This window comes from Pseudomonas sp. 2725 (genome assembly GCF_050434585.1).
Classification (GTDB): Bacteria; Pseudomonadota; Gammaproteobacteria; order Pseudomonadales; family Pseudomonadaceae; genus Aquipseudomonas; species Aquipseudomonas jessenii.
On sequence record NZ_JBNDIV010000005.1, the window covers coordinates 140,595 to 161,533 of the forward strand.

Annotated in this window: 17 protein-coding genes and 1 pseudogene; 7 read left to right on the forward strand and 11 right to left on the reverse strand. The window is 58.0% G+C overall.

What is annotated here, in order from left to right; all coding sequences use genetic code 11:
• Window positions 1–31: 31 nt before the first annotated feature.
• Entirely contained in the window at window positions 32–1,252 is a 1,221-nt protein-coding gene (locus ABIE16_RS15465; RefSeq protein WP_429521487.1) for a helix-turn-helix domain-containing protein, read from the reverse strand.
• Between the two features lie 84 nt (window positions 1,253–1,336).
• Between ABIE16_RS15465 and ABIE16_RS15470 the strand changes: the two genes are divergently transcribed.
• Window positions 1,337–2,095 (forward strand): DUF899 domain-containing protein, encoded by a 759-nt coding sequence (locus ABIE16_RS15470; RefSeq protein WP_154947392.1) that lies wholly within the window; start codon window positions 1,337–1,339, stop codon window positions 2,093–2,095.
• Between the two features lie 127 nt (window positions 2,096–2,222).
• On the opposite strand, the gene ABIE16_RS15475 is transcribed toward ABIE16_RS15470, so the two are convergent.
• From ABIE16_RS15475 to ABIE16_RS15495, 5 genes are all read right to left on the reverse strand, one after another.
• Window positions 2,223–2,990, reverse strand: coding sequence for an amino acid ABC transporter ATP-binding protein (locus ABIE16_RS15475; RefSeq protein WP_429521488.1), 768 nt, complete (start codon window positions 2,988–2,990; stop codon window positions 2,223–2,225).
• Window positions 2,987–3,646: an amino acid ABC transporter permease gene (locus tag ABIE16_RS15480; RefSeq protein ID WP_102671892.1), complete on the reverse strand. Its 660-nt coding sequence runs from the start codon at window positions 3,644–3,646 to the stop codon at window positions 2,987–2,989. Before ABIE16_RS15480 ends, ABIE16_RS15475 begins: the two co-directional genes overlap by 4 nt.
• A 10-nt stretch (window positions 3,647–3,656) precedes the next feature.
• On the reverse strand, window positions 3,657–4,304 hold the full coding sequence (locus ABIE16_RS15485; RefSeq protein WP_102671893.1) for an amino acid ABC transporter permease: 648 nt from the start codon (window positions 4,302–4,304) through the stop codon (window positions 3,657–3,659).
• A 63-nt stretch (window positions 4,305–4,367) separates the two neighbouring features.
• The gene (locus ABIE16_RS15490) at window positions 4,368–5,156 is read right to left on the reverse strand and encodes an ABC transporter substrate-binding protein (protein ID WP_154861998.1); all 789 of its coding nucleotides are present in this window, start codon (window positions 5,154–5,156) and stop codon (window positions 4,368–4,370) included.
• A gap of 200 nt (window positions 5,157–5,356) precedes the next feature.
• Window positions 5,357–8,404, reverse strand: coding sequence for an aminotransferase class III-fold pyridoxal phosphate-dependent enzyme (locus tag ABIE16_RS15495; RefSeq protein WP_429521664.1), 3,048 nt, complete (start codon window positions 8,402–8,404; stop codon window positions 5,357–5,359).
• Between the two features lie 139 nt (window positions 8,405–8,543).
• Between ABIE16_RS15495 and ABIE16_RS15500 the strand changes: the two genes are divergently transcribed.
• Window positions 8,544–8,984 (forward strand): Lrp/AsnC family transcriptional regulator, encoded by a 441-nt coding sequence (locus tag ABIE16_RS15500; protein ID WP_102671896.1) that lies wholly within the window; start codon window positions 8,544–8,546, stop codon window positions 8,982–8,984.
• A 168-nt stretch (window positions 8,985–9,152) separates the two neighbouring features.
• Here the strand turns inward: ABIE16_RS15500 and ABIE16_RS15505 are convergent, their stop codons facing one another.
• The gene (locus ABIE16_RS15505) at window positions 9,153–10,235 is read right to left on the reverse strand and encodes a sterol desaturase family protein (RefSeq protein WP_429521489.1); all 1,083 of its coding nucleotides are present in this window, start codon (window positions 10,233–10,235) and stop codon (window positions 9,153–9,155) included.
• 77 nt (window positions 10,236–10,312) lie between these two features.
• Window positions 10,313–10,975 (reverse strand): hypothetical protein, encoded by a 663-nt coding sequence (locus ABIE16_RS15510; protein ID WP_154862001.1) that lies wholly within the window; start codon window positions 10,973–10,975, stop codon window positions 10,313–10,315.
• Window positions 10,976–11,093: 118 nt separating this feature from the next.
• On the opposite strand from ABIE16_RS15510, the gene ABIE16_RS15515 reads away from it, so the two are divergent.
• From ABIE16_RS15515 to ABIE16_RS15525, 3 genes are all read left to right on the forward strand, one after another.
• Window positions 11,094–11,465, forward strand: coding sequence for a DUF3302 domain-containing protein (locus ABIE16_RS15515; protein WP_090456221.1), 372 nt, complete (start codon window positions 11,094–11,096; stop codon window positions 11,463–11,465).
• Between the two features lie 3 nt (window positions 11,466–11,468).
• On the forward strand, window positions 11,469–12,428 hold the full coding sequence (locus ABIE16_RS15520; RefSeq protein WP_150814616.1) for an HlyD family secretion protein: 960 nt from the start codon (window positions 11,469–11,471) through the stop codon (window positions 12,426–12,428).
• 791 nt (window positions 12,429–13,219) lie between these two features.
• Complete coding sequence (locus tag ABIE16_RS15525; protein WP_429521490.1) at window positions 13,220–13,789, forward strand: DJ-1/PfpI family protein; 570 nt, start codon at window positions 13,220–13,222, stop codon at window positions 13,787–13,789.
• Window positions 13,790–13,859: 70 nt separating this feature from the next.
• Here ABIE16_RS15525 and ABIE16_RS15530 read toward each other — a convergent pair whose 3' ends face one another.
• Window positions 13,860–14,675 carry a lytic transglycosylase domain-containing protein gene (locus ABIE16_RS15530; RefSeq protein WP_429521491.1) on the reverse strand — a complete coding sequence of 272 codons (816 nt, stop codon included), beginning with the start codon at window positions 14,673–14,675 and terminating at the stop codon, window positions 13,860–13,862.
• Window positions 14,676–15,090: 415 nt separating this feature from the next.
• Between ABIE16_RS15530 and ABIE16_RS15535 the strand changes: the two genes are divergently transcribed.
• On the forward strand, window positions 15,091–16,992 hold the full coding sequence (locus tag ABIE16_RS15535; protein WP_090456231.1) for a potassium transporter Kup: 1,902 nt from the start codon (window positions 15,091–15,093) through the stop codon (window positions 16,990–16,992).
• A 285-nt stretch (window positions 16,993–17,277) separates the two neighbouring features.
• Window positions 17,278–18,573, forward strand: a complete 1,296-nt coding sequence (gene cls, locus ABIE16_RS15540; protein ID WP_429521492.1) for a cardiolipin synthase — start codon at window positions 17,278–17,280, stop codon at window positions 18,571–18,573.
• A 95-nt stretch (window positions 18,574–18,668) separates the two neighbouring features.
• Here the strand turns inward: cls and ABIE16_RS15545 are convergent, their stop codons facing one another.
• Both ABIE16_RS15545 and ABIE16_RS15550 read right to left on the reverse strand, forming a co-directional pair.
• Window positions 18,669–20,147, reverse strand: coding sequence for an aldehyde dehydrogenase family protein (locus ABIE16_RS15545; protein WP_349736794.1), 1,479 nt, complete (start codon window positions 20,145–20,147; stop codon window positions 18,669–18,671).
• 324 nt (window positions 20,148–20,471) lie between these two features.
• Window positions 20,472–20,933: pseudogene (locus ABIE16_RS15550) on the reverse strand (NTP transferase domain-containing protein); the annotation flags it as partial.
• Window positions 20,934–20,939 lie beyond the last annotated feature (6 nt).

Consider the following 20,939-nt stretch of genomic DNA (forward strand, 5'->3'; position numbering starts at 1 on the left):
GCATTCCTCGATGGGGTTGGTGCGGTTCATCCTAGCCACCGGGCAGCGGCGCCGGGAGTAACAAGGTCGTCGCGAATCCCGGCACGGGCGGCGTCATCCAGCGCCGCGCGCGACCACGGCCAAACCACTGCACCTTGCCCTGCTCCGCCAGCGCATCGAGCGCCCGTTGCACCGTGCGCTGGCTGGTACCCAGCGCCAGTGCCAGGGCGGAACTCGACCACGACTCGCCATCGGCGAGGCAGGCAAACACCGCGGCAAATTTTTCCTCGACCGGTTGCGCCAGCGTCACCACATGCGTACACACCGGTGATTGCAGGGCATAACCGCGCGCTGTCGCGATAACGCCGGCCAACGGCTTGAGTGCTTTACGCAGCCTGCCGATTTCCACGCGAAGCCGGGCGCGATGGGATTCATCCGAAAGCTTCAGACGGAACGCCCGGGCGATCAGCACTTCCCGCTCAACGTCGGCAGGCCACGCCTCGGCCAACGCACGGGCGAGCACGAACAGAATCGGCCGCGTCGCGAGCGACACCGACATGCCACAACCGCACACAACGTACCGGCAGGCGTCCACCACCAGTGACGTTGAACAGAACAACGCTTCAACATCATCGAGCAACAGCGGCCGTACTTCACCCTGGGCAATCAGGCGTGCCGCGGGGGCATCGAGCAGATACACAGCGTGTTGGACCTCAGCCATCAGCGCGGCAATCCCGGCTTGACCGGCAGCCTGCCCGGCCCTGTTCAACGCCTCCCGCGCCGCGTGCGATTGCAGGCGCCGAATAGCGATCCCCGCCAGCACCAGTTCATGGATTGCCCGCAAGGCCGGCGGCAATGGGCCGGGGTCGAGTCCGGCCAATAACTGCTGCGCCTCGTCGAGCTGGCCGATCAACAGCAAACGACGGATTTGCAGATAACGCGCATGGGCGGCATTGACCCGGTCACCGTGGTGTTCAAGGGTGACCCGCGCCGCTTCGAGCGCCTTGACCGGCCACCCGAGCTCCCGCGAAGCCAGGGCGATTTCCGCCTCGGCCACCACACAGCGCGCCCGGGCCAGTACTTCCTTGGGTGCAAAGGCCCGTTGCGCCCGCTTGACCAGCGCCCTGGCCCGCACCAGATCGCCCAGTTGCGCCATGGCGATACCGCGCAGGGCCAGGGCCGGCGCATCGTCGCGCAAGGCCACGCGGTCCAGAGCGCCCAGCGGGTTTCCCGCCGCCAACGCCTGGGCGGCCGCCGCGATCAGCGAATCCATCGAAATCCCGCCACGCTTGTCACTCCCATCATTCGATACCCGGGTTTAGTCTAAATCACGACCTTTCACCAGTAGCGTACAACGATGAACACCCACAAAACCGCGACCCGGGAACAATGGCTGGCGGCACGTTTGCAACTGCTTGAAGCGGAAAAGGCGCTGACCCGACGCAGCGATGATGTGGCCAGGCAACGCCAGGCATTGCCATGGTTTCGCCTCGACAAGACGTACCGCTTCGATACCGACAACGGCAGCGCCACCCTGGCCGAACTCTTTCAAGGGCGCTCGCAACTGCTGGTCTACCACTTCATGTTCGGCCCCGACTACACGGCCGGCTGCCCTTCCTGCTCAGCCATCGCCGATGGCTTCGACCCCGTCGTCGTCCACCTGGCGAACCACGACGTGACCCTGATGGCGATATCCCGCGCACCCTTGGCGAAACTGCAGGCCTACAAGCGCCGAATGGGCTGGACCTTCCCTTGGGCCTCGGCCGCCGATAGCGACTTCACCGCCGACTTCAATGTCTACTTCACCGAAGCGCAGCAGCGCGAAGGCTTGATCGAATACAACTACCAGCGCGGCGGCCATGCCATGGACGCCAGCCAGATCCCGGAACCGGTGAAACAATTCGCCGCGACCTGTGGTACCGATGCGCCGACCTATACCCGCGACAGGCCGGGGTTGAGTACGTTTGTGCTGGAGGACGGCGAGATTTATCACACCTACTCCACCTACGCGCGGGGCCTTGACGGGTTGTGGAGCATGTACCAATGGCTCGACCGCGCGCCTAAGGGCCGCAATGAAACGGGGCCTTGGTGGCGTCGGCATGATGAGTACAGGTGAGCGCCCGCGGTGTCGCTGACCGCCGATGAAAACGTCCGCCAGTTTGTCCGCCAGCGCAGGTCTGGTCTGGTCTGGTCTGGGAGACTAGGTTTTGCAAGATCACGCAAGGTTTGCAGGAAGGCGCAACTTATCTGTCGTGCAGATGTTTTTTCAAGAATGACCGGGTTCGTTCCTGGACAGGGTTTTGCAGGATCTCTTGCGGTGCCCCCTCCTCCACCACAACCCCGCCGTCCATAAAGACAATCCGGTCTGCCACTTCGCCAGCAAAGCGCATTTCGTGAGTGACGATCAACATTGTCATGTGCTCCACAGCGAGTTGCTTCATGACCAGGTTGACCTCTTCGACAAGCTCAGGGTCCAGTGCCGATGTAGCCTCATCGAACAACATGACTTTTGGTTGCATCGCCAGTGCCCTTGCTATGGCAACGCGCTGTTTCTGTCCGCCTGACAGGCGAGAAGGATACTCATCGAACTTGTTGGCCAAGCCAACTTTTGACAAGTATTCCATTGCCAACTCACGAGATGCCTTTTTTGTAAGGCCCTTGAGTTTTATCGGACCAAGAGCGATGTTTTCATACACGGTCAAATGCGGAAATAGATTGAAGTGTTGAAATACCATACCCATCTGCTGACGCACAGCATTTATATGCTGTTCAAACGCACGACCTTTCAATGGCCGATTGACTTGCTCACCCTCTAACCATATCTCGCCATCGTCAAGCACCTCCAGGTGGTTGATTGACCGCAGAAGCGTGCTTTTGCCAGATCCACTTGGGCCGATGATGGCGACAATTTGTCCGCGAGATATGGAAAGATCGATTCCCTTGAGTACTTCAAGTGCTCCGTAAGCCTTGCGAGCGCCCTTCACCTCAACCATGAATTCCTTGCTGATCATCGTGACATCTCTACCTTGTTTTCGAGAAGATGCAGACCGGCTTCGAGAACTAGATTGGCTGCATAATAAATAACCGCGACAGTCAGATAAAACTCAAACGGGCTATAGGTCTCGCTCACGGCAAGTTGCGCGCTGTACACCAACTCGGCAATACCGATTATGGAAACCAGAGAGGTGTCCTTCAACAGGACAATCAGATTGTTTCCCAGCGGCGCAATAGTCCTGCGAAGCGCCTGCGGTACGATGATGTAACGCTGAGTCTGTCCACGGCTGAGACCAATGGAGCGGGCACCTTCAATCTGACCTGGGTCCACCGATACCACACCGGCACGAATAACGTCGGCATTGTAGACGGCAAAGTGCAAACTGAGGCCTATGATGCCTGCCACCAGGGCAGGAATATCAATCCCCACTTGTACAAGACCATAATAAATCAAGTACAACTGAAGAAGCAGTGGAGTGCCCATGAGCAACCACGTCATAAAACGCACGGGCAGCGCCAGGACCCTGGGCGCATAAAGAACGATGAGTGCAAAGGCTACCCCTGCCATCAAACTCAATATGCTGGAACTTACAAACATCACAACCGTCCACCAAAGACCGGTCGCAAGCAGCTCGGAATAGGGTGTAACTATACTAAGATCCAGGCTTTGCATCTGAATGCTCTCACCTTGCCGCGAAGCGATTATCGAGATAGTCAACAACAAATCTGACCGAGTAGACCATCACGATGTAAAGCAGTGCCGACACCATGAAAATCTCAAAAGGTTTGTACGTTGAACTGATAAAGCGTTGCGCTGTATATGAAAGCTCAACGACAGAGATCGTCGACACCAGTGCAGAACCTTTGATAAGAGCGACAGCGTTCACTCCCAGCGGCCTGATCATCAACTTTGCAGCTTGTGGCAGCGTGATAAACCATAAGGTCTGGCCACGCCCGAAACCAATCGAACGTGCAGCTTCTTCCTGGCCTGGGTCAACGTTGGTGATAGCGCCACGAATGGATTCCGCCATGTAGGCAGCGATGTTCAGGCCCAAGCCGATTACCCCTGCGGCAAACGGCTCCAGTTCAATTCCGATCTGCGGCCCACCAAAGTAAATGATGAACAGCTGAACCAGGCAGGGAGTGCCGCGAAAAACGCTGATGTAGAGTCTTGCAAGGTATCGAAATGCGAGAACAGTGGACAACCGGGCAGCAACCAGCACGATTGCGACCAGAAAACCCAGCAGAAGAGCAAGTACAGAGATTTGCACCGTAATCCAGGCCGCCTCCAGGAAAAACGGGAATGTGCGTTGTATGAGAGTCAGATCCATGGGAACGCTCGGAAAAGTCGGATTGGCTGGCCCGACGACAGGTCGGGCCATGCTGAACATGAATCAGCGGATATCGTTGCCAATCCACTTCATCGAGATCTTTTCGTAGGTGCCATCGGCGAGCATGTCTTCAAGCGCCTTTTGCATGGTCGCCTTGAGCTCAGGGTTATTCTTGCGCAGGGCAATGCCCATGCCTTCAATGCCACCATCGCTATCCGGTGGAGTAATGATGCGAACTTTCTGCCCTGTTTCTTTGACGGCGACCAACACCGGAACACTGTCCATCACTATCGCATCGATGCGCCCGGCCTCCAGGTCGACAAGCATTTCGGGAAGACCTTTGTACGTTCTCACCTTCAGGTTGCCGCGGGCCCTGGCCCATTTATCGTGTGCATCCCCAAGGGTAACGCCGACAACAACATCTTTAAGATCATCAAGACTTTTGATCGAAGAGTTGTCCTTCACTACGATCGTTCGGCCAGCGTGGTAATAAGGCCCAACAAAATCCACTGCTTTCTGGCGTTCCGGGGTAATGGTCATCGAAGCGATGATGGCGTCATATTTCTTCGCGAGAAGTCCTGCAATTATCCCGTCGAATGGCGTCGTGATGATCGTCACCTTTACCCCCATCCGCTCAGCCAGCGCCTCGCTGATGGAGGCGTCGAATCCGACGATCTGGTTCTGTTCGTTTGCAAAGCTGAAGGGAGAGTATTGACCGCTCATCGCGATACGGATCTCTTTGGAATCCTGGATCGACTTCAAATCATCAGCATGAACAGCTGAGGTGGAAAGTAGCGCCGCTGCCGCCACGGTAGAAGCGACAATCAAACCCTTGAGCTTTTTAGTTAGCATGGATGGCACCTTGGAAGAATTGTTTATTATTTTCTTGGGGTTATTCACCCGGCCTTCATGAAAAGTCTTGCATAGGCACTTCTGGAAAGCACCCGGCAAGGTGTCAGCCAACCTGACACATTGCCGGAGTTGGCCGACACTATGTCGGGTAGTCACATCCTCCAATCAGGTTTCTTGTCGCACGCCCCGCCCTCTGCGATCTACCGGAGTGCGGCCTTAAAGCTTTCGTCCAGGACCTCAAGCAGAAAATCAGCGTTTGTCTGACTGAAAATCATCGATGGGCGCATTTTCAGAACATTGTCATGCGGGCCTTCAGTACCGATCAAAATACCTCGCTCCCTGGCACCATCAGCTACTTTCCTGGCCAGCTCCGTGGCTGGAACTTTCGTTCTGCGGTCCGTGACAAGTTCTATCCCGAGAAAAAGACCCAACCCGCGCACATCGCCTATTGCATCGTATCGCTGCTGCAACTTACGGAAGCCGTCAAGCAGATAGTTGCCAACGGTAAATGCGTTGAGTTTCAGGTTATCGCGCTCAATTACATCGAGCACCGAGAGCCCTACAGCACAGGAAACCGGACTGCCGGCGAAAGTATTGAAGTACTCCATGCCATTGTTGAAGCTGTCTGCAATTTCTCGCGTGGTCACAACCGCCGACATGGGATGTCCATTGCCAATGGGTTTGCCCATGGACACTGCATCGGGAACGACACCCTGGGTTTCAAAAGCCCACCAATGGCTACCTACGCGACCAAAGCCGACCTGGACTTCGTCTGCCAGGCAAAGACCGCCCTCTGCACGAACCATTGCATAGACTTCTTTCAAGTAGTTTTCCGGGAAGAAAAGTTGCCCGGCGACACTTGGAATGGACTCCGCCAAAAAGAACGCCGGGGATCTGCCCTGCTTGCGCATGAGTTCAATCTGATCCGCCACGCTTTCAGCGAAACGCTTGCCAAGTTCCTCAAACGACCAGTGATCCACACCACGGTAGGCATCCGGGACGGCCGCCTCAAACACATGATCTGCACGCCCTTTACCGGCTTTACGCTTGTACTTGTAAGGGCTGAGGTCGATCAGTTCCTGCGTAGTGCCGTGGTAAGCCCAATCCAGCACAATTGCATCGTTACGCCCCGTGTGATTGCGCGCCATACGCAGCATGAGGCTGTTTGCTTCACTTCCCGAACAGCCGAAGGAAGCGACTGCCAGACCTTCAGGCAAGGTAGCCGTGAGCCGCTCTGCATACTCAACGATATTATCGTGCAGATAACGCGTGTTCGTGTTCAGGCGTGATGCCTGCCGCGAAAGCGCTTGCACCACATCTGGGTGGGAGTGGCCGAGATGGCACACGTTATTGAAGCAGTCCAGATACGCCCGACCAAAGTTATCGATCAACCAGACCCCATCACCGCGAACGAACTTGATCGGATCTGAATAGGAAATCGACAGGTTTGGAAGCAACAACTCCTTACGCTTCGCAACAATCTCTGCCTTGGTGCGTCCGTCCTGGCTGTAGGTTTCCGGAGGAATCCCCGCGAGTGTCGATGCATCGGGAAAAATGTCGGCCCATACCTCAAGATAAGCCCGTTCACCTACGCCGATGAATTCGCTCGCTTTCAACGCTGTGTCCGTGGACATTTGAAAATGCACATGGGGAATCCATCCGCCATTTTCCGTATCCGCCCCCATGTATCCCACAAGCGCGCCAGCCTCCAGGCGGTCACCGGGCTTGAGCCGCGCCAAGGCTTCATGAGCCATATGCCCCCACAGCGTCAGGAATGGCGGGCAACCTTCAGGCGAGTGCTCGAGCATGATCAAACCACCATAACCAAGCGGCTCATGCTCGACCTCTACGCTCTGCACCACACCGGCAACAGGCGTATAGAGAGGCGTTCCAGCGGGCATGATCAAGTCGACACCGACGTGAAGGATCCGACGCTGCCCTTCAATGAATCGTGATTCAAACGCCGTGTCGGTGTAGATGGTCCTTTCCTCGCCCCATGGTCCGATACCGAGCGGCACCTTGTGTTCGGCAGAAAAATCGTTCCACCACTTCGTTGCCTGCGCTGGACGTTGCTCGGCTGAAGCGATAGTCATCACATGCGAAGCGTCTCCGAACGGAGCAATAACCTTGTTCATCGTCGCAGCGGATGGACGCACGATATCCGCAAAGGACTTGCTGTTTTCGGCGACCCAGCGGCGAACCGCTCCAGCGCCTTCGATCGCGTCAAAACCACAGGCTTTACGCAGGATCGCAGTCGCCAGACGAGGGTTCATGCGATCCATCCTTTCCAGAAGGCGCCAGGCCGGCGCTTCGCTGATACCAAGGTAGGGATTGTCTTGCGTTCGGTCGGATCGCGATGCCGACAAGGTGACGCTCGTGACCAGGCGCATCGCGATGAGATTGAAGAGGACGTCAAGCTCCTCCGGCTGCAGAGGGTACTTCTCATGGAAACCGGCCGTGAGGGCGGCAGCCGCGCCGATTGGATCTTCCGTGTCGAGAATGGAATAGGCGCAGGTGATGGCGACTTCGGCAATCAGAATCGTATGGACCGCATCGCCAAAATCGATGATGCCCGAGACTTTCTGATGATTGCGGGAATCGACGAGGATATTCCAGTCATTGCCGTCATTGTGAATGACTTGTGCACGCAGTCGCGAAAGCTTCGGTTGAACGGTTTTTTCGAAACGTTCAATGAAGCGTTCCAGAATGGCCCTTCTGCCAGGATCTTTCACGAAATGCTGGCGTGAACTCGAACGTGCGGCGTGACGCAAATCCCAGTCGAGATCGCGTACCGCGCCTGGATGCATGAAGCCTTGAAGTGCACGATCTATCTCACCGAACGATTGGCCAAGGCTGCGCATCAATTCGAACGTGCGCTCGACCTCGGCAAGCGGCGTTCCGTGCAACCAGCTGACCAGGCGGACCGCATGGGTTTCGCCGGAGGGCGCTACCGCAGAGGCCAGGTATTCACCGGCAAGACTTTTCTTGAGAAAAGGCACGGTAAGCTCGGGACTGTGCGTGGCGAGATGACTGAGAATGGCTGTCTGAAACTCGCTTTCAACTCGAGGTTCAGTCGAGTTGACGACTTTCAGAATCCATCCGGCATCGGTTCCTGTATTCAACCGGTAGTTGCGGTCGCGCTCGCCATCCAGAGGCGTGGCCGTACCGATAACGTTGAAAAGCTGCTCACTCAGTTTTTCGGCATCCCCTGTCGAGAACTGGGGGGCAGGATGGGAAAGATTTGTCATGGTAATTGTTTTCCAAGCCATTTTTTTCAGATAGCTTGGCACGCAACGCCTTGGACGGCAGTAGGTATACGGTCGGCTTCAGCCTGCATATTGTCGGAATCGACCGGCACAATTTCGGTAGCAAAATTAGGGAGTTCTGATGCGCGACCTGGACACGAAAGATCGCGAAATACTCGAAATTCTTTCCAAAGAGGCTCGAATTGCCCTGAAGGCCTTGGCAGCGAGAATCGGGCTTTCAAGAAGTGCTACCAGCGAGCGAGTCATCAACCTTGAACGCAATGGTGTGATCAGAGGCTACCGAGCTGATATCGGCGAAATCGATGCCAACGTGATTCGCGCAATCCTTCTTGTATGCCTGAAACGCACACCCGCAATCAGCTTGCTGGACCTGCTTGCCCAAAACTCGCAGGTACGACGAGTCTCCTCGGTCAGTGGCCAACTCGATCTGGTCATTGAGGTCGAATCGCGAACTATCGATGATCTGAATCGAGTCAGAGATGCAGTAGCCAGTCACGAAATCGTTGAAGACATCACCACCGCTGTCGTTCTGCGGCGCGATATTGATCGGCAGAGTTCCTGATTTGCAACGGGTGTAATCAAGTCGGCGGAATCGTCGCCAGCATACCGATCAGGATGGTCAACAGCAGAAAACCGCCGAGAAAAATCGTCATCTTGGCCATGGGGCCTCCCACACTATGAATTGGCGGTACAGGGGCGGCGCGTGCTGCCCGAGCGGCGTACCGAAGACTTATTGTGGGCTGGCGGCTGTATCCGTTACAGAGGCAGATTGCGCTGAAAAATACGGATCAGATCCGTTTTCAGGCTGTGCTTTCGGGGGTTTTCCCGGAAGGAGTTTGCGGGCGATGTCCACGAAAGGCGTGACGATCAACCCTTGTAGCGTCAGGTAACGCTCGTGATCCTGTTCACCGGTGCCGAAGTGAATGGCCTCGGGTGTGGACCGGGTGACGTAGAGCGTGCCGAACATCCAGTCCCACAGTGACAGATTGATGCCGAAGTTCTTGTTGAAGTGTCGTGGCGCATCGCTGTGATGAATCTGGTGTTGCGCCGGGCTGCTCAGCACCCGTTCCAGCACCGGCCCGAAGGAAAACCAGACATGGCTGTGACGCAGGTTGGCCGCCAGGCCATTGAAGATGAACACCATGTAGGTCACGCCAAACAAGGTATAGCGGCTGATCTCCCCGCCGCAGGCGTACCAGAAGACCCCGGCAAATGCGCCGACGCAGATGATATCCGTGAGCTTTTCGACCACTTCTTCCAGAAAGTGCACGCGGCTGGCCGTCGCCGGCACCAGCACGGGCGCCGAATGATGGACTTTGTGGAAGGCCCACAGATACCGCGAATGGAAAGCGCGATGGCCCCAGTAATGGCTGAAATCCTTGACCAGAAATACGCCCAGCCCATAGAGCAGGGTCAGCGCCAGGTTCTCTTCCACTTGCGTACGCGCGCCCCACAGCTGGGTGAAGAACGCGATGTAGTCCGCTGAACGCAAGACGTACGGATCGACCAGGCCGACGATGGGCAGCACCAGGGCAACCTTGAGGATGGCGAGTACGAAGTAGTAGCGGTAGTCGAGCAGCGCCGAGCGATGCAGGTACACCCGGCAGCCGCCGATGAACTGCCCGAATGAGCGCGCGTCGGTCAAGCCCCGGGATTTGCGGTAGCGGAACAGGCAAAAGGCGACGCTGTAAGACATGCAGAGAAAGGCTAGACCGAGTCTGCCGTTGAAGTCGAAAATGCCCAGGAACTGCCGGGTGACCGGCTCGAATACCCACTGGGATAAATGAAGATGGATTGCGGCGAGAACATCCATACCGGGCTGCCCGACGTAAATGGAAGAGCAATTGTAAATGAGAACGAGTCTTTAGTGTGTTGAATGATGCCCGGTTTTTATCCACCCAGCGCAATGATTGCAAGGATCAGCACGCCCCCCGTGGCGGCCATGATCACCCCACCCTGCCATTGCGTGGCGCCAGCGTATCTGGCGAGCAGCCAGCCTGCGATGAACAGCACCACGAGTCCGATCAGGTTGGACAGGCGGATGGCGAGCGCCGTCTGATCGAGCAGTATGAACGGCACCACCAACGGAAACGTCGAGCACACGACCAACAGGAAAACACCGAGGGCGCCCCTGAAGTCGCTCCAGCCGAGGCCGGCCCTGATCGGCAAGGGGGGCTGCTCGAGCAGCCGACGGCGCAACAACTCCAGGCCCTCACTGCCGGCCGCCGTCGCGAACTGCAACGGCAACACTTGCGCAACGAGCGCCTGACCGGCCGCGGCGTCCGTGCCATTACGCAAGGCCATGTACAGCTTGATCCTGCGCGTGCGCTCGACCAGTGCGCGCAACAGGTACATGACCGCATCGGCCAGTCCCCAGGCGAGATTGCAGCCGAGCGCGGCAATCATCATCGTGCGTTCGGCGGCCTGGTCTGCCGTGGCCACGCTGATGGTGCCGGTGAACGTCATGGCCATCAGCAGGCCGAAGATCACCTCGGTAATGCGCTCGACAGGGTCAAGTACAGGCGCCCTCTCGAATTGAGCATTGGTTGGCATGAACTCACCTCGTCGGTCAGGCACCGGTTGTTCCGGCTGGATATCCGCATCCCCGTCAAGTGTAGATTGAACGGCTACACTCAGGCGCACACGCTATCTGCTTCAAGAGGACTGGTTCATGCTTGAATACTTCGCCCTGGGCGTACTGATATTTGTAGGACTCTTCTTGTTCTACGGGATCATCCTGCTCCACGACATCCCCTATGAAATTGCCGTCCACCGCAACCACCCTCACCAGGATGCGATCCACGCCACCGGCTGGGTCAGCCTCTTCACCTTGCACGCACTCTGGCCGTTCCTTTGGATCTGGGCGATGGCCTATCGGGAGGACCGGGGCTGGGGTTTCAGTGACGGACATTCACCCAAAAGTCATGTGGTTCACCTCGAACAACAGGTCGCCGAGCTGCAAGGCCGGATCGAGCGCCTGGAGTCAGCGATGGGTACGGCACAGAATCGTGTGCCAACGGACAATCTCGGCGAGGGCATTTGAGCCATGGATCTCTTACTCATTCTGACGTATGCCGCTCTCTGCGTAGCCATCTTCAAGATCTTCCGCATCCCCCTGAACAAATGGACGGTGCCCACGGCGGTGCTGGGCGGGATCGTGATTATCGGCACGCTGATTTTCACGATGAACTACAACCACCCCTACTCCGAGGTGGCGCGTTCCTATTTCGTATCGGTTCCGGTGATACCCGTGGTCAGCGGCCAGGTGATCGATGTATCGGTGAAGACCAACCAGCCCCTGGAAAAAGGCGATGTGCTGTTTCGCATCGACCCTGCACCTTTCGAATACCGGGTGAAATCCCTCAAGGCACAGCTGATTGCCGCCCAGGCCGATCGCGCGCGGATCACCGAGTTGATCAAGCGTAACTTCAGTACCCAACGGGAACTGGATATGGTGGTCGCTCGCAGTGACGACCTGAAGGCACAACTGGACAACGCGCAGTACGAACTCGACAACACCACCGTCCGTGCGCCGAGCAAAGGCTTCGTCACCCATGTTTCACTGCGTCCGGGCATGATGGCGACCAAGTTGCCGCTGCGCCCTTCGATGGTCTTCATTCCCGCCGAAGGGCATTACTTCTCCGCGTGGATGCGCCAGAACAGCCTGTTGCGCCTGACCGAGGGCGACGAGGCCGAGGTCGCTTTCGACGGCATTCCAGGCAAGGTTTTCGAAGGCAAGGTCAAGACCGTCGTTTCGGTCATCGCCGAAGGCCAGATCCAACCGTCGGGCACACTGATCAGCTTCACCGGTTCACCGCCGGCCGGCCGGGTTCCGGTGATCATTGAGATCACCGATCCCGACTATGCCCAGTACGCCGACCAGATGCCCGGCGGCGCCTACGGCCAGGCGGCGTTGTACAGCCAGCATTTCCACCACATCGCGATGATGCGCAAAATCCTTCTGCGCATGGCGGCATGGATGAATTACATCTTTCCGTTCCACTAACCTGGCAGCATCGGCAACTGGCTCAATCCTTGAATGGAGCCAGTTGCCGGCTCAGCGAACCGGCCTGATCGCGTTGTTATTGCAGCGACTGATCGAGCAGGCTGAGGGTCAGAGGGAGAAGGCCAGACAGTGGATCGCACCATTGTGGTACTGGAAGAATCGACAAGGAAGAGCGAAGCAGCGAGGGTCGGCGCTAAATAATCCAATACAGCAACAGGCGAGAAGCAATCCAGTGAGACGCCTGGATCACCCCCCATGCCAGCAGGGCACACATCAACAGGTAGCCCGCAAGGAACTTGAACATCGCGTCCCTTTCCACGCAACCCTCCCGGCTTTACAGCCCTACAGGGCGTTTAATGCGAATGCGTAACCCATACTACGCCCGCTCCGCCCTTTAAGGTTTCGATTGCCAGAATGGTTTGCAGTTCCACCGGCTGGGTGATTGCACAGACTTGCCCACCGTTTTTCCAGTCATCCCATTTCCCTGTATCAAGCGGCCAGAGGCGTGTCAGTGGTTGTCCTCTATGGTATCTGTTGGAGGTAGCTCCACTCATTTCACCTTCAGACGAGGATGAATCATGCGGATGTGGATGGAGGGCAGGCGAAGAACCGGCAAGTACCTGGTTGAAGAGGTAACTACAGAGGCAACGGCGACTTCATTGTTTTTTTCTCAAGTCCAGTAACAGTCAGGATGGCGTTGGGATTTTTTTCAACACAATAGACCCGAAGCGGACGTTGAGATCTGTTTGTTGTCGCTTTATGTTGTTCGTTTTCATGGAGGATTCGGACTGATGGCACGCTTGGGCTTGATACTGACACCCGGTTTTGCGGACTGGGAATACGCTTTCATTGCAGGAACCGCATCCCCGTTTTACGGGATCGACGTCAGGTTTTTCACCTCTACTACGGGGCAGTTCCGCTCGCAGGGCGGATTGGCTGTAACTGTGGATAGCAGCTTGCAACAATGCCTGGACTGGAAGCCGGACGTTGTTGTCGTCATCGGTGGAATGATCTGGGAGCGTGCAGATGCACCGGATATTCGGGACTTTCTTCATGCTAGTCGTTCAAGTGGAGCGACAATTGCCGGTATCTGTGGGGGGACGCTGGCACTTGCGAGGGCCGGGCTTCTCGACACGGTTCCTCATACTTCGAACAGCGCTGACTTTTTACAACAGAATGCCGCAGATTATGACGGGGCCACGCTTTATCGAAGCAGTCAAGTAGCGGTGGTTGCCGACCGCATCATAACTGCTCCAGGTCCTGCACCCGTTAGCTTTACCTGCGCAGTGTTCGAAGCTGCCGGGTTATCTTCAGAGATCGTTTCGCAGTTCAGGTCAATGTTGGCAGCGGAACACGGGTGACCGCTTCGTCCTACAAAAACAGCCGATCAGGTGATGTGTTCGAGGTCCGCTCCTGGCCGGTTTCTGCCTCTCACGGACGGCCGCTATGGTTGCGATAGCGTTCGGTCAAGGACTGCACGAGGGTGACGTAGGATTGCGTCTCGGCGTAGGGAGGCACCCCGTTGTACTGGACCACGGACGCTTCGCCGGCGTTGTAACCTGCCAACGCCAGCATCTGGTTGCCGTTGAAGCGCTTGAGCAGCCAGGCCAGGTAGCGCACGCCGCCACGAATGTTCTGTCGTGCGTCGAACGGATCGTCCACGGCGAAGCGTTCGGCGGTGGCGGGCATCAACTGCATCAGCCCCTGGGCGCCGGCTTCGGAAATGACGTTGGGGCGAAACGCCGATTCGGCATGTATCACTGCGCGGACCAGCGCCCTGTCGACACCATAATGACCCGAAGCGGCTTCGATCTCCCGCCGATAGGAATGGGTGTCCAGGCGCAGTGAGGCGACCTTGAAATCCTTCGGCGCCATGCACAGATAGCAGCCCTTGATGTAATAGAGCTCAAGGACATCGACCCGTGCGGAGATCCCGACGGGGCGCCGGCTCACATATTGACGATTACCCTTGTGGATGAAAGTCCACACCCGGATCCGTACCGCGCCTGGGGTGTCGTCCCGCACAACCCGTGGCAGCGCCATTGCCTTGGCGCCGACACCGGCGTCCGCCATGCCATTGAGGCGAGTGCAGCGGGCGCTGGCGATGGCCTGGCTGGTGTAGCTGATGGCTCCGTCCCTGGCTTGGCACTTGAACATGGCGCTGGCGCACAGTGGAGTGACCAGCACGGCCAGCTCGATGCAGCCAAGAAAGCTCTTGCGAGCCCATCGCCATGCTCTGGAACTCATCACATCGCTCCGCACCGCAGGCGCCGATCAGGCCTGGGGCGCCCGGACCGGGCGCTGCCTTTGGAGGGCCTATTCTGGGTGACCCGCTTTTTGTTCTGATAGTTATACCCCTTGTAACCGGTCTTGGAACTTGCGTTGACGTACGGGCTGCCGACGTTCCCAGGCGAGGCGCAGGTCTGATTGCTCGCACGACGCGTCGGGCCGGGGCGTGACAGGCCCAAGCCACTGGATCTGATGTTTCGAGTATCTGCCGTAAATTTTTTACGCTTTCTTTACGACTGCTGTTTGCGCCCTCAAAGATACTGGCCGCGACTTTTTAGATCGTCCATGCGCCTTGAAGCTTCAGTGGCCCAGGCACATCGTTTTGCCCAAGGATGGCATGTATTTCCTCCCCGTAATTCGAGAGAAGCGACCCTTGAGTGAAACAGCAATCGGAGCACATGAAAACTCGCAATCCAAAGCGTCAGGAGTGGGCTTGCTCGTCGCCGCGGTCGGAGTGGTTTACGGGGACATTGGCACCAGCCCCCTCTACACGCTGAAAGAAGTATTTTCTGGCCACTACGGAGTTCAGGCTAACCACGACGGCGTGCTGGGTATTCTGTCGTTGGTCTTCTGGTCACTGATTTGGGTCGTCTCGATCAAATATGTGCTGTTCATCCTGCGTGCCGACAACCAGGGTGAAGGCGGCATCATGGCGTTGACGGCTTTAGCCCGCCGCGCAGCAGCCCCTTATCCGCGCATGAGTAAAATACTCGTTCTGCTTGGCCTGTTTGGTGCGGCACTTTTTTACGGGGACAGCATGATCACCCCGGCTATTTCGGTGCTCTCTGCGGTTGAAGGGCTACAGCTGGCGTTTGACGGAATTGAACACTGGGTCGTGCCTTTATCAGTGATCGTGCTGGTGGCGCTGTTCTTGATACAGAAACACGGCACGGCTCGCATCGGCATTCTGTTCGGCCCAGTGATGGTGCTGTGGTTTGTCGTGCTGGGTGCGCTGGGGGTCTATGGCATTTTACAGCGGCCGGAAGTGCTGCAAGCGCTCAATCCATACTGGGGAGCGCATTTTTTCATCGCCCATCCGGGAATCGGTGTGGCCATCCTCGGGGCAGTGGTGCTTGCGCTGACGGGCGCCGAAGCACTGTATGCAGACATGGGGCACTTCGGTCGCAAACCCATTGCCCGCGCCTGGTTCATTTTGGTATTGCCAGGACTGGTACTCAATTATTTTGGCCAAGGTGCCTTGATCCTGGAAAACCCTGAGGCGGTGCGCAATCCATTTTATTTGCTCGCGCCGGGCTGGGCACTGCTGCCGATGGTCGCACTCTCTACACTGGCAACCATCATCGCTTCTCAAGCCGTGATCTCCGGCGCATTTTCCCTGACACACCAGGCCATCCAGCTTGGGTATGTCCCTCGCATGTTTATCCAGCATACCTCCAGCCAGGAGCAGGGACAGATTTACATCGGTACCGTTAACTGGGCGTTGATGGTCGGTGTTGTGCTGCTGGTACTTGGTTTCGAGTCGTCCAGTGCTTTGGCCGCCGCTTATGGGGTCGCTGTAACGGGCACCATGCTGATCACCACCATCCTGTCCTCGGCCGTCGTCCTGCTGCTATGGAAAACCCCGCGCTGGTTGGCCGTTCCGATGCTGCTCGGTTTTCTGCTGGTAGACAGCCTGTACTTCGCGGCCAATGCTCCGAAGATCTTCCAGGGCGGTGCGTTCCCGGTGATTGCTGGCATTGGCCTGTTCATTTTGATGACCACCTGGAAACGTGGCCGCAAGATCATTGTTGAACGGCTGGACGAAACCGCGCTGCCTCTACCACTGTTTATCGGTAGCATCCGCACGCAGCCCCCTCATCGGGTACAGGGTACGGCGGTATTTCTGACAGCCAGGTCCGATGCCGTTCCGCATGCGCTGCTGCACAACCTGCTGCATAACCAGGTTTTGCATGAGCAAGTGGTACTGCTTACGGTGGTGTCTGAAGACAGCCCTCGTGTGAGTGCTGATCGACGGTTTGAGGTTGAAGCGTATGGCGAAGGGTTCTTCCGGGTCAGTCTGCACTTTGGCTTTATCGAGGAGCCCGATGTCCCCTTGGCGTTGAGTCTCTGTCACTTGGCCGAGCTGGACTTCAGCCCGATGCGCACCACCTATTTCCTGAGCCGGGAAACGGTGATCCCGACCAAGCGCATCGGTATGGCCCGTTGGCGAGAAAGCCTTTTCGCCTTTTTACTCAAGAACGCCAACAGCAACCTTAAGTACTTCAAGTTGCCGTTGAATCGGGTGATAGAACTGGGCACACAGGTGGAGATGTAAGGAACTGGCAAGATCGCACTGGCGGTCTTGTTTACTCGGCAGCAAACGACCCATTCCCGAAAGCAACAATCGGCCAAAAGCACTCTCTGACGACGAACCCTGCCCTTGCGCAGTAGTCAAAGCAAGTGACGGCATCGCCACTCGCTATCACCGTCCTCACAAAGAGGGGGCCTGATGAATCTTTTTGCCACATGTAAGGGTGTGTGTGTTCCTCTGGCTCTGTGCATGGCTGTGCTCCTGGCATTTGTGGTTTCCTGCAGTACATTGCCCAGGATAGTGCCCGATATGGCTCACGCGCGCTCTGCGCCAGTGCAGCTCGACGGGGTACACGGGCCTCTGTCAGCCGAGCGCAGCAAGGCCATTCTCGATCGACTCGAGTCCACCGGCGCAGAGACCAACATCTTCGACGTGCACCTCGCAATCGAAGAGTCCATCGTCGGCAGCCCGCTGACGGAAGGAAACAAGGTCGACTTGCTGCAGGACGGCCCCACCACCTACCAGTCGATGATCAAAGCCGTGGAAGCAGCGCGCGACCACATCAACATGGAGACCTACATCCTCGACGATGATGAAGTCGGCCAGCGCTTCGCCACCGCGCTGATCGCTCGGCAACGGCAAGGCGTACAGGTCAATCTGATCCGTGACAGCGTCGGAACCCTTAAAACATCATCGGCGTTTTTCTCTCAATTGACCGACGCGGGCGTCAAGGTGCTGGAGTACAACCCAGTCAATCCGGTGACGGCCAAAGCGGGCTGGGACGTGAACCAGCGCGACCACCGAAAGCTGCTGATCGTGGACGGCCGTATTGCCTTTCTCGGCGGGATCAACATCAGCAGCGTCTATTCGGGGAGCTCGTTCAGTTCTTACTCAAAGACTCGCCCAAATGGTGATTTGCCCTGGCGCGATACCGACTTGCGCATCGAGGGGCCTGTGGTTGCGGAACTCCAGAAGCTGTTCATCGGAACCTGGGCTACCCAGAAAGGCGAACCACTCGCGGCTCGCCACTACTTTCCGCCACCTGAGCGCAAAGGCACCGAGGTGGTGCGGGCCATCGGAAGCTCGCCAAATGAGCCGTTCAGCCTGATCTATGCCACGCTGATTTCGGCGCTGCGTAGCGCGCAATCCGAGATATGGCTGACTAACGCCTACTTCATTCCCGACCCGCAGTTGCTGGCGGCACTCAAGGAGGCTGCAGCACGTGGCGTCGACGTCAAGCTGGTGCTGCCCAGCAGCACCGATTCGTGGCTGGTGTTCCATGCTGGACGCGCCTACTACAGCGAGCTGTTGAAAGCCAACGTCAAGCTTTACGAACGCAAAGACGCGCTACTCCACGTCAAGACAGCAGTAATCGATGGCGTGTGGTCGACTGTCGGCTCCACCAACCTCGACTGGCGTAGCTTCCTGCATAACGATGAAGTCAACGTTGTTGTGCTGGGCGCCGGGTTTGGAAAAAAAATGCAGGCGGCATTCCTGGCCGATCTCGCCAAGTCGAACGAAATCAAGATGGAAAAGTGGCAGAGCCGCTCGCTCGGTGTGAAAGCCAAGGAGCAGATGGCGCGCCTTTGGGAGTACTGGCTCTGAGTTGAGTGGCGTGTCACCGGGATTACACACATAGGCACACAGATCGGAAAAAATCACCTGCCCCTGTTCTGAGGCAGGCCGCTCTGGCGCTCACGTCACTTCAGATACCACCCCCAGGGTTCACCGTTGTAGCGGGTGATTTGCTTGGTTTCCAGGTAGTTGTTGTAGCCCCACTCGCCCAGTTCGCGACCGATGCCGCTTTGCTTGTAGCCGCCCCACGGTGCCTCGACGAAGGTCGGCTGCGAGCAGTTGACCCACACGATGCCCGCGCGAAAACCGCGAGCGACCCGTTCGCAACGCGGGATATCCCGGGACATGACGGCCGCCGCCAAGCCGAACGGCGAGTCATTGGCCAAACGGATCGCTTCGGCTTCCGTGTCGAAGGCACGCAGGCACACCACCGGGCCGAAAATCTCCTCGCGCCAAACGGTGCTGTCCTCGGGGACATCGGCGAAAATCGCTGGCGTCAGGTAATAACCCTTTTTTAGATTAATCGGCCGCACACCGCCCGAAACCAGTCGGGCGCCCTCGGCCTGGCCGGCAGCAATGGCCACCAGCACCTTATCCAGCTGCCCCTGGCTGACCAGCGGCCCGAGCTTCACGCCTTCCTCGAAGCCCTGGCCAATCTGAATCTGCTCGGTGGCGGCAATCAAGCGCTCCAACAGCGCCGGGTACAACCGGCGTTCCACCAGCACCCGCGAGGTGGCTGAACAGACCTGCCCCTGGTTCCAGAAGATCCCGAACAGAATCCACTCCACCGCCGCTTCGAGGTCACTGTCGGCGAAGATCACGAAGGGTGATTTTCCGCCCAGTTCCAGGCTGATGTTTTTGATCTCGCTGGCGGCGGCCTGCATGATCTTGCGTCCGGTCGGCACGCTGCCGGTGAAGGCGATCTTGTCGACCTGCGGGTGTTCGGCCAACGGCGCGCCCGCCTCGCGCCCCAAGCCCGTGACCACGTTCAGCACCCCGGCCGGCAACCCGGCCTTGTCGGCGATGCCGGCCAGTTCGAGGGCAGTCAGCGGGGTCAGTTCGGAAGGCTTGAGCACCAGGGTGCAACCCGCTGCGAGTGCCGGGGCGACTTTCCACGCGGCCATCAGCATCGGGAAATTCCACGGGATGATCGCCGCGACCACGCCCATCGGCTCCTTGATCACCGATGACGTGAAGCGCGCATCCGGCAACTCAATCGACTGCTCGTTGTGTGAGTCCGACTGCTCGGCAAGTCCCGCATAGAAGTCGAAGCACCCGGCGGTATCGGCGATGTCCCACAATGCTTCCGGCAACGGCTTGCCATTATCACGCACTTCGATGGCCGCCAGTTCGTCCTGGCGAGCGCGGATGCCCTCGGCGATTTTCCTCAACACTTGCGCCCGTCGGGCACCGGGCCAGCGTGGCCAGTCGCCCTCGTCAAACGCCCTGCGCGCCGCCGACACGGCCAGATCGATGTCCTCTGCGGTCGCCGAGGCAACCCGCGCCAGAACCGACTCGTCACTCGGATCGAGCGTGTCGAAAACACCGCGCTGAACCGGGGCGATCCATTCGCCACCGATGTACAACCGTTGATAGTCACCCATGGGACACTCCTTGATCCTGCGGTGCCGACGCTGCTGGTAGAGCTGTTCGGCGACCTGCAATTGCTCGCGGTCATTGACCCCGAGCACGTCGACTTCATCCACTTCCACGGCCGTCACCGCAAGTCCCGCTTCGTTGGCCACCGCCACCGCTTCGGTGAGGTAGTACTCGCCTTGGGCGTTCAGGTTGCCGATACGCTCCAGCAGCCACAGACAGGTATCGGCGCGCAGGCCCATGACGCCGCCGTTGCAGAAGTTGATGTCCAGCTCCTGCGGGCTTGCATCCCTGGCTTCGCGAATGACCCGCAAGCGCCCCTGCTCCACCAGCAGCCGCCCGTAAGGCCCGGGCTGTTGGGTGTGGAAACCCGCCACCGCCACCGCCGCGCCGTCAATCAATGCCCTGCGCAAGCGATTCAAGGTCTGCGGGGTGATCAAGGGGGAGTCGCCAAACAGCACCAGCACACAACCCTGTTGCTGTTCATGCGCCTGCAAGGCCGGTCGGGCCGCGAGCACCGCGTGGGCCGTACCCAGTTGGTCGTGCTGGGTAAACACCTGCGCCGTCGGTGCGACCTGTTGCAGGTACTCCGCCACCTGCCCACCGCCAGCGCCCACCACCACAGCCCGTTGCTCGATGCCCGCCGCCGCCACCGCCGCCAGCACATGACCGAGCAGCGGCTGGTTGCCCACCGGGTGCAAGACCTTGGGCAGCGGCGAACGCATGCGCGTGCCCTGCCCGGCCGCGAGAATCACCGCCAGCGTCGGCCAGCCCATGTTGTCGCTCATCACCATCCTCCT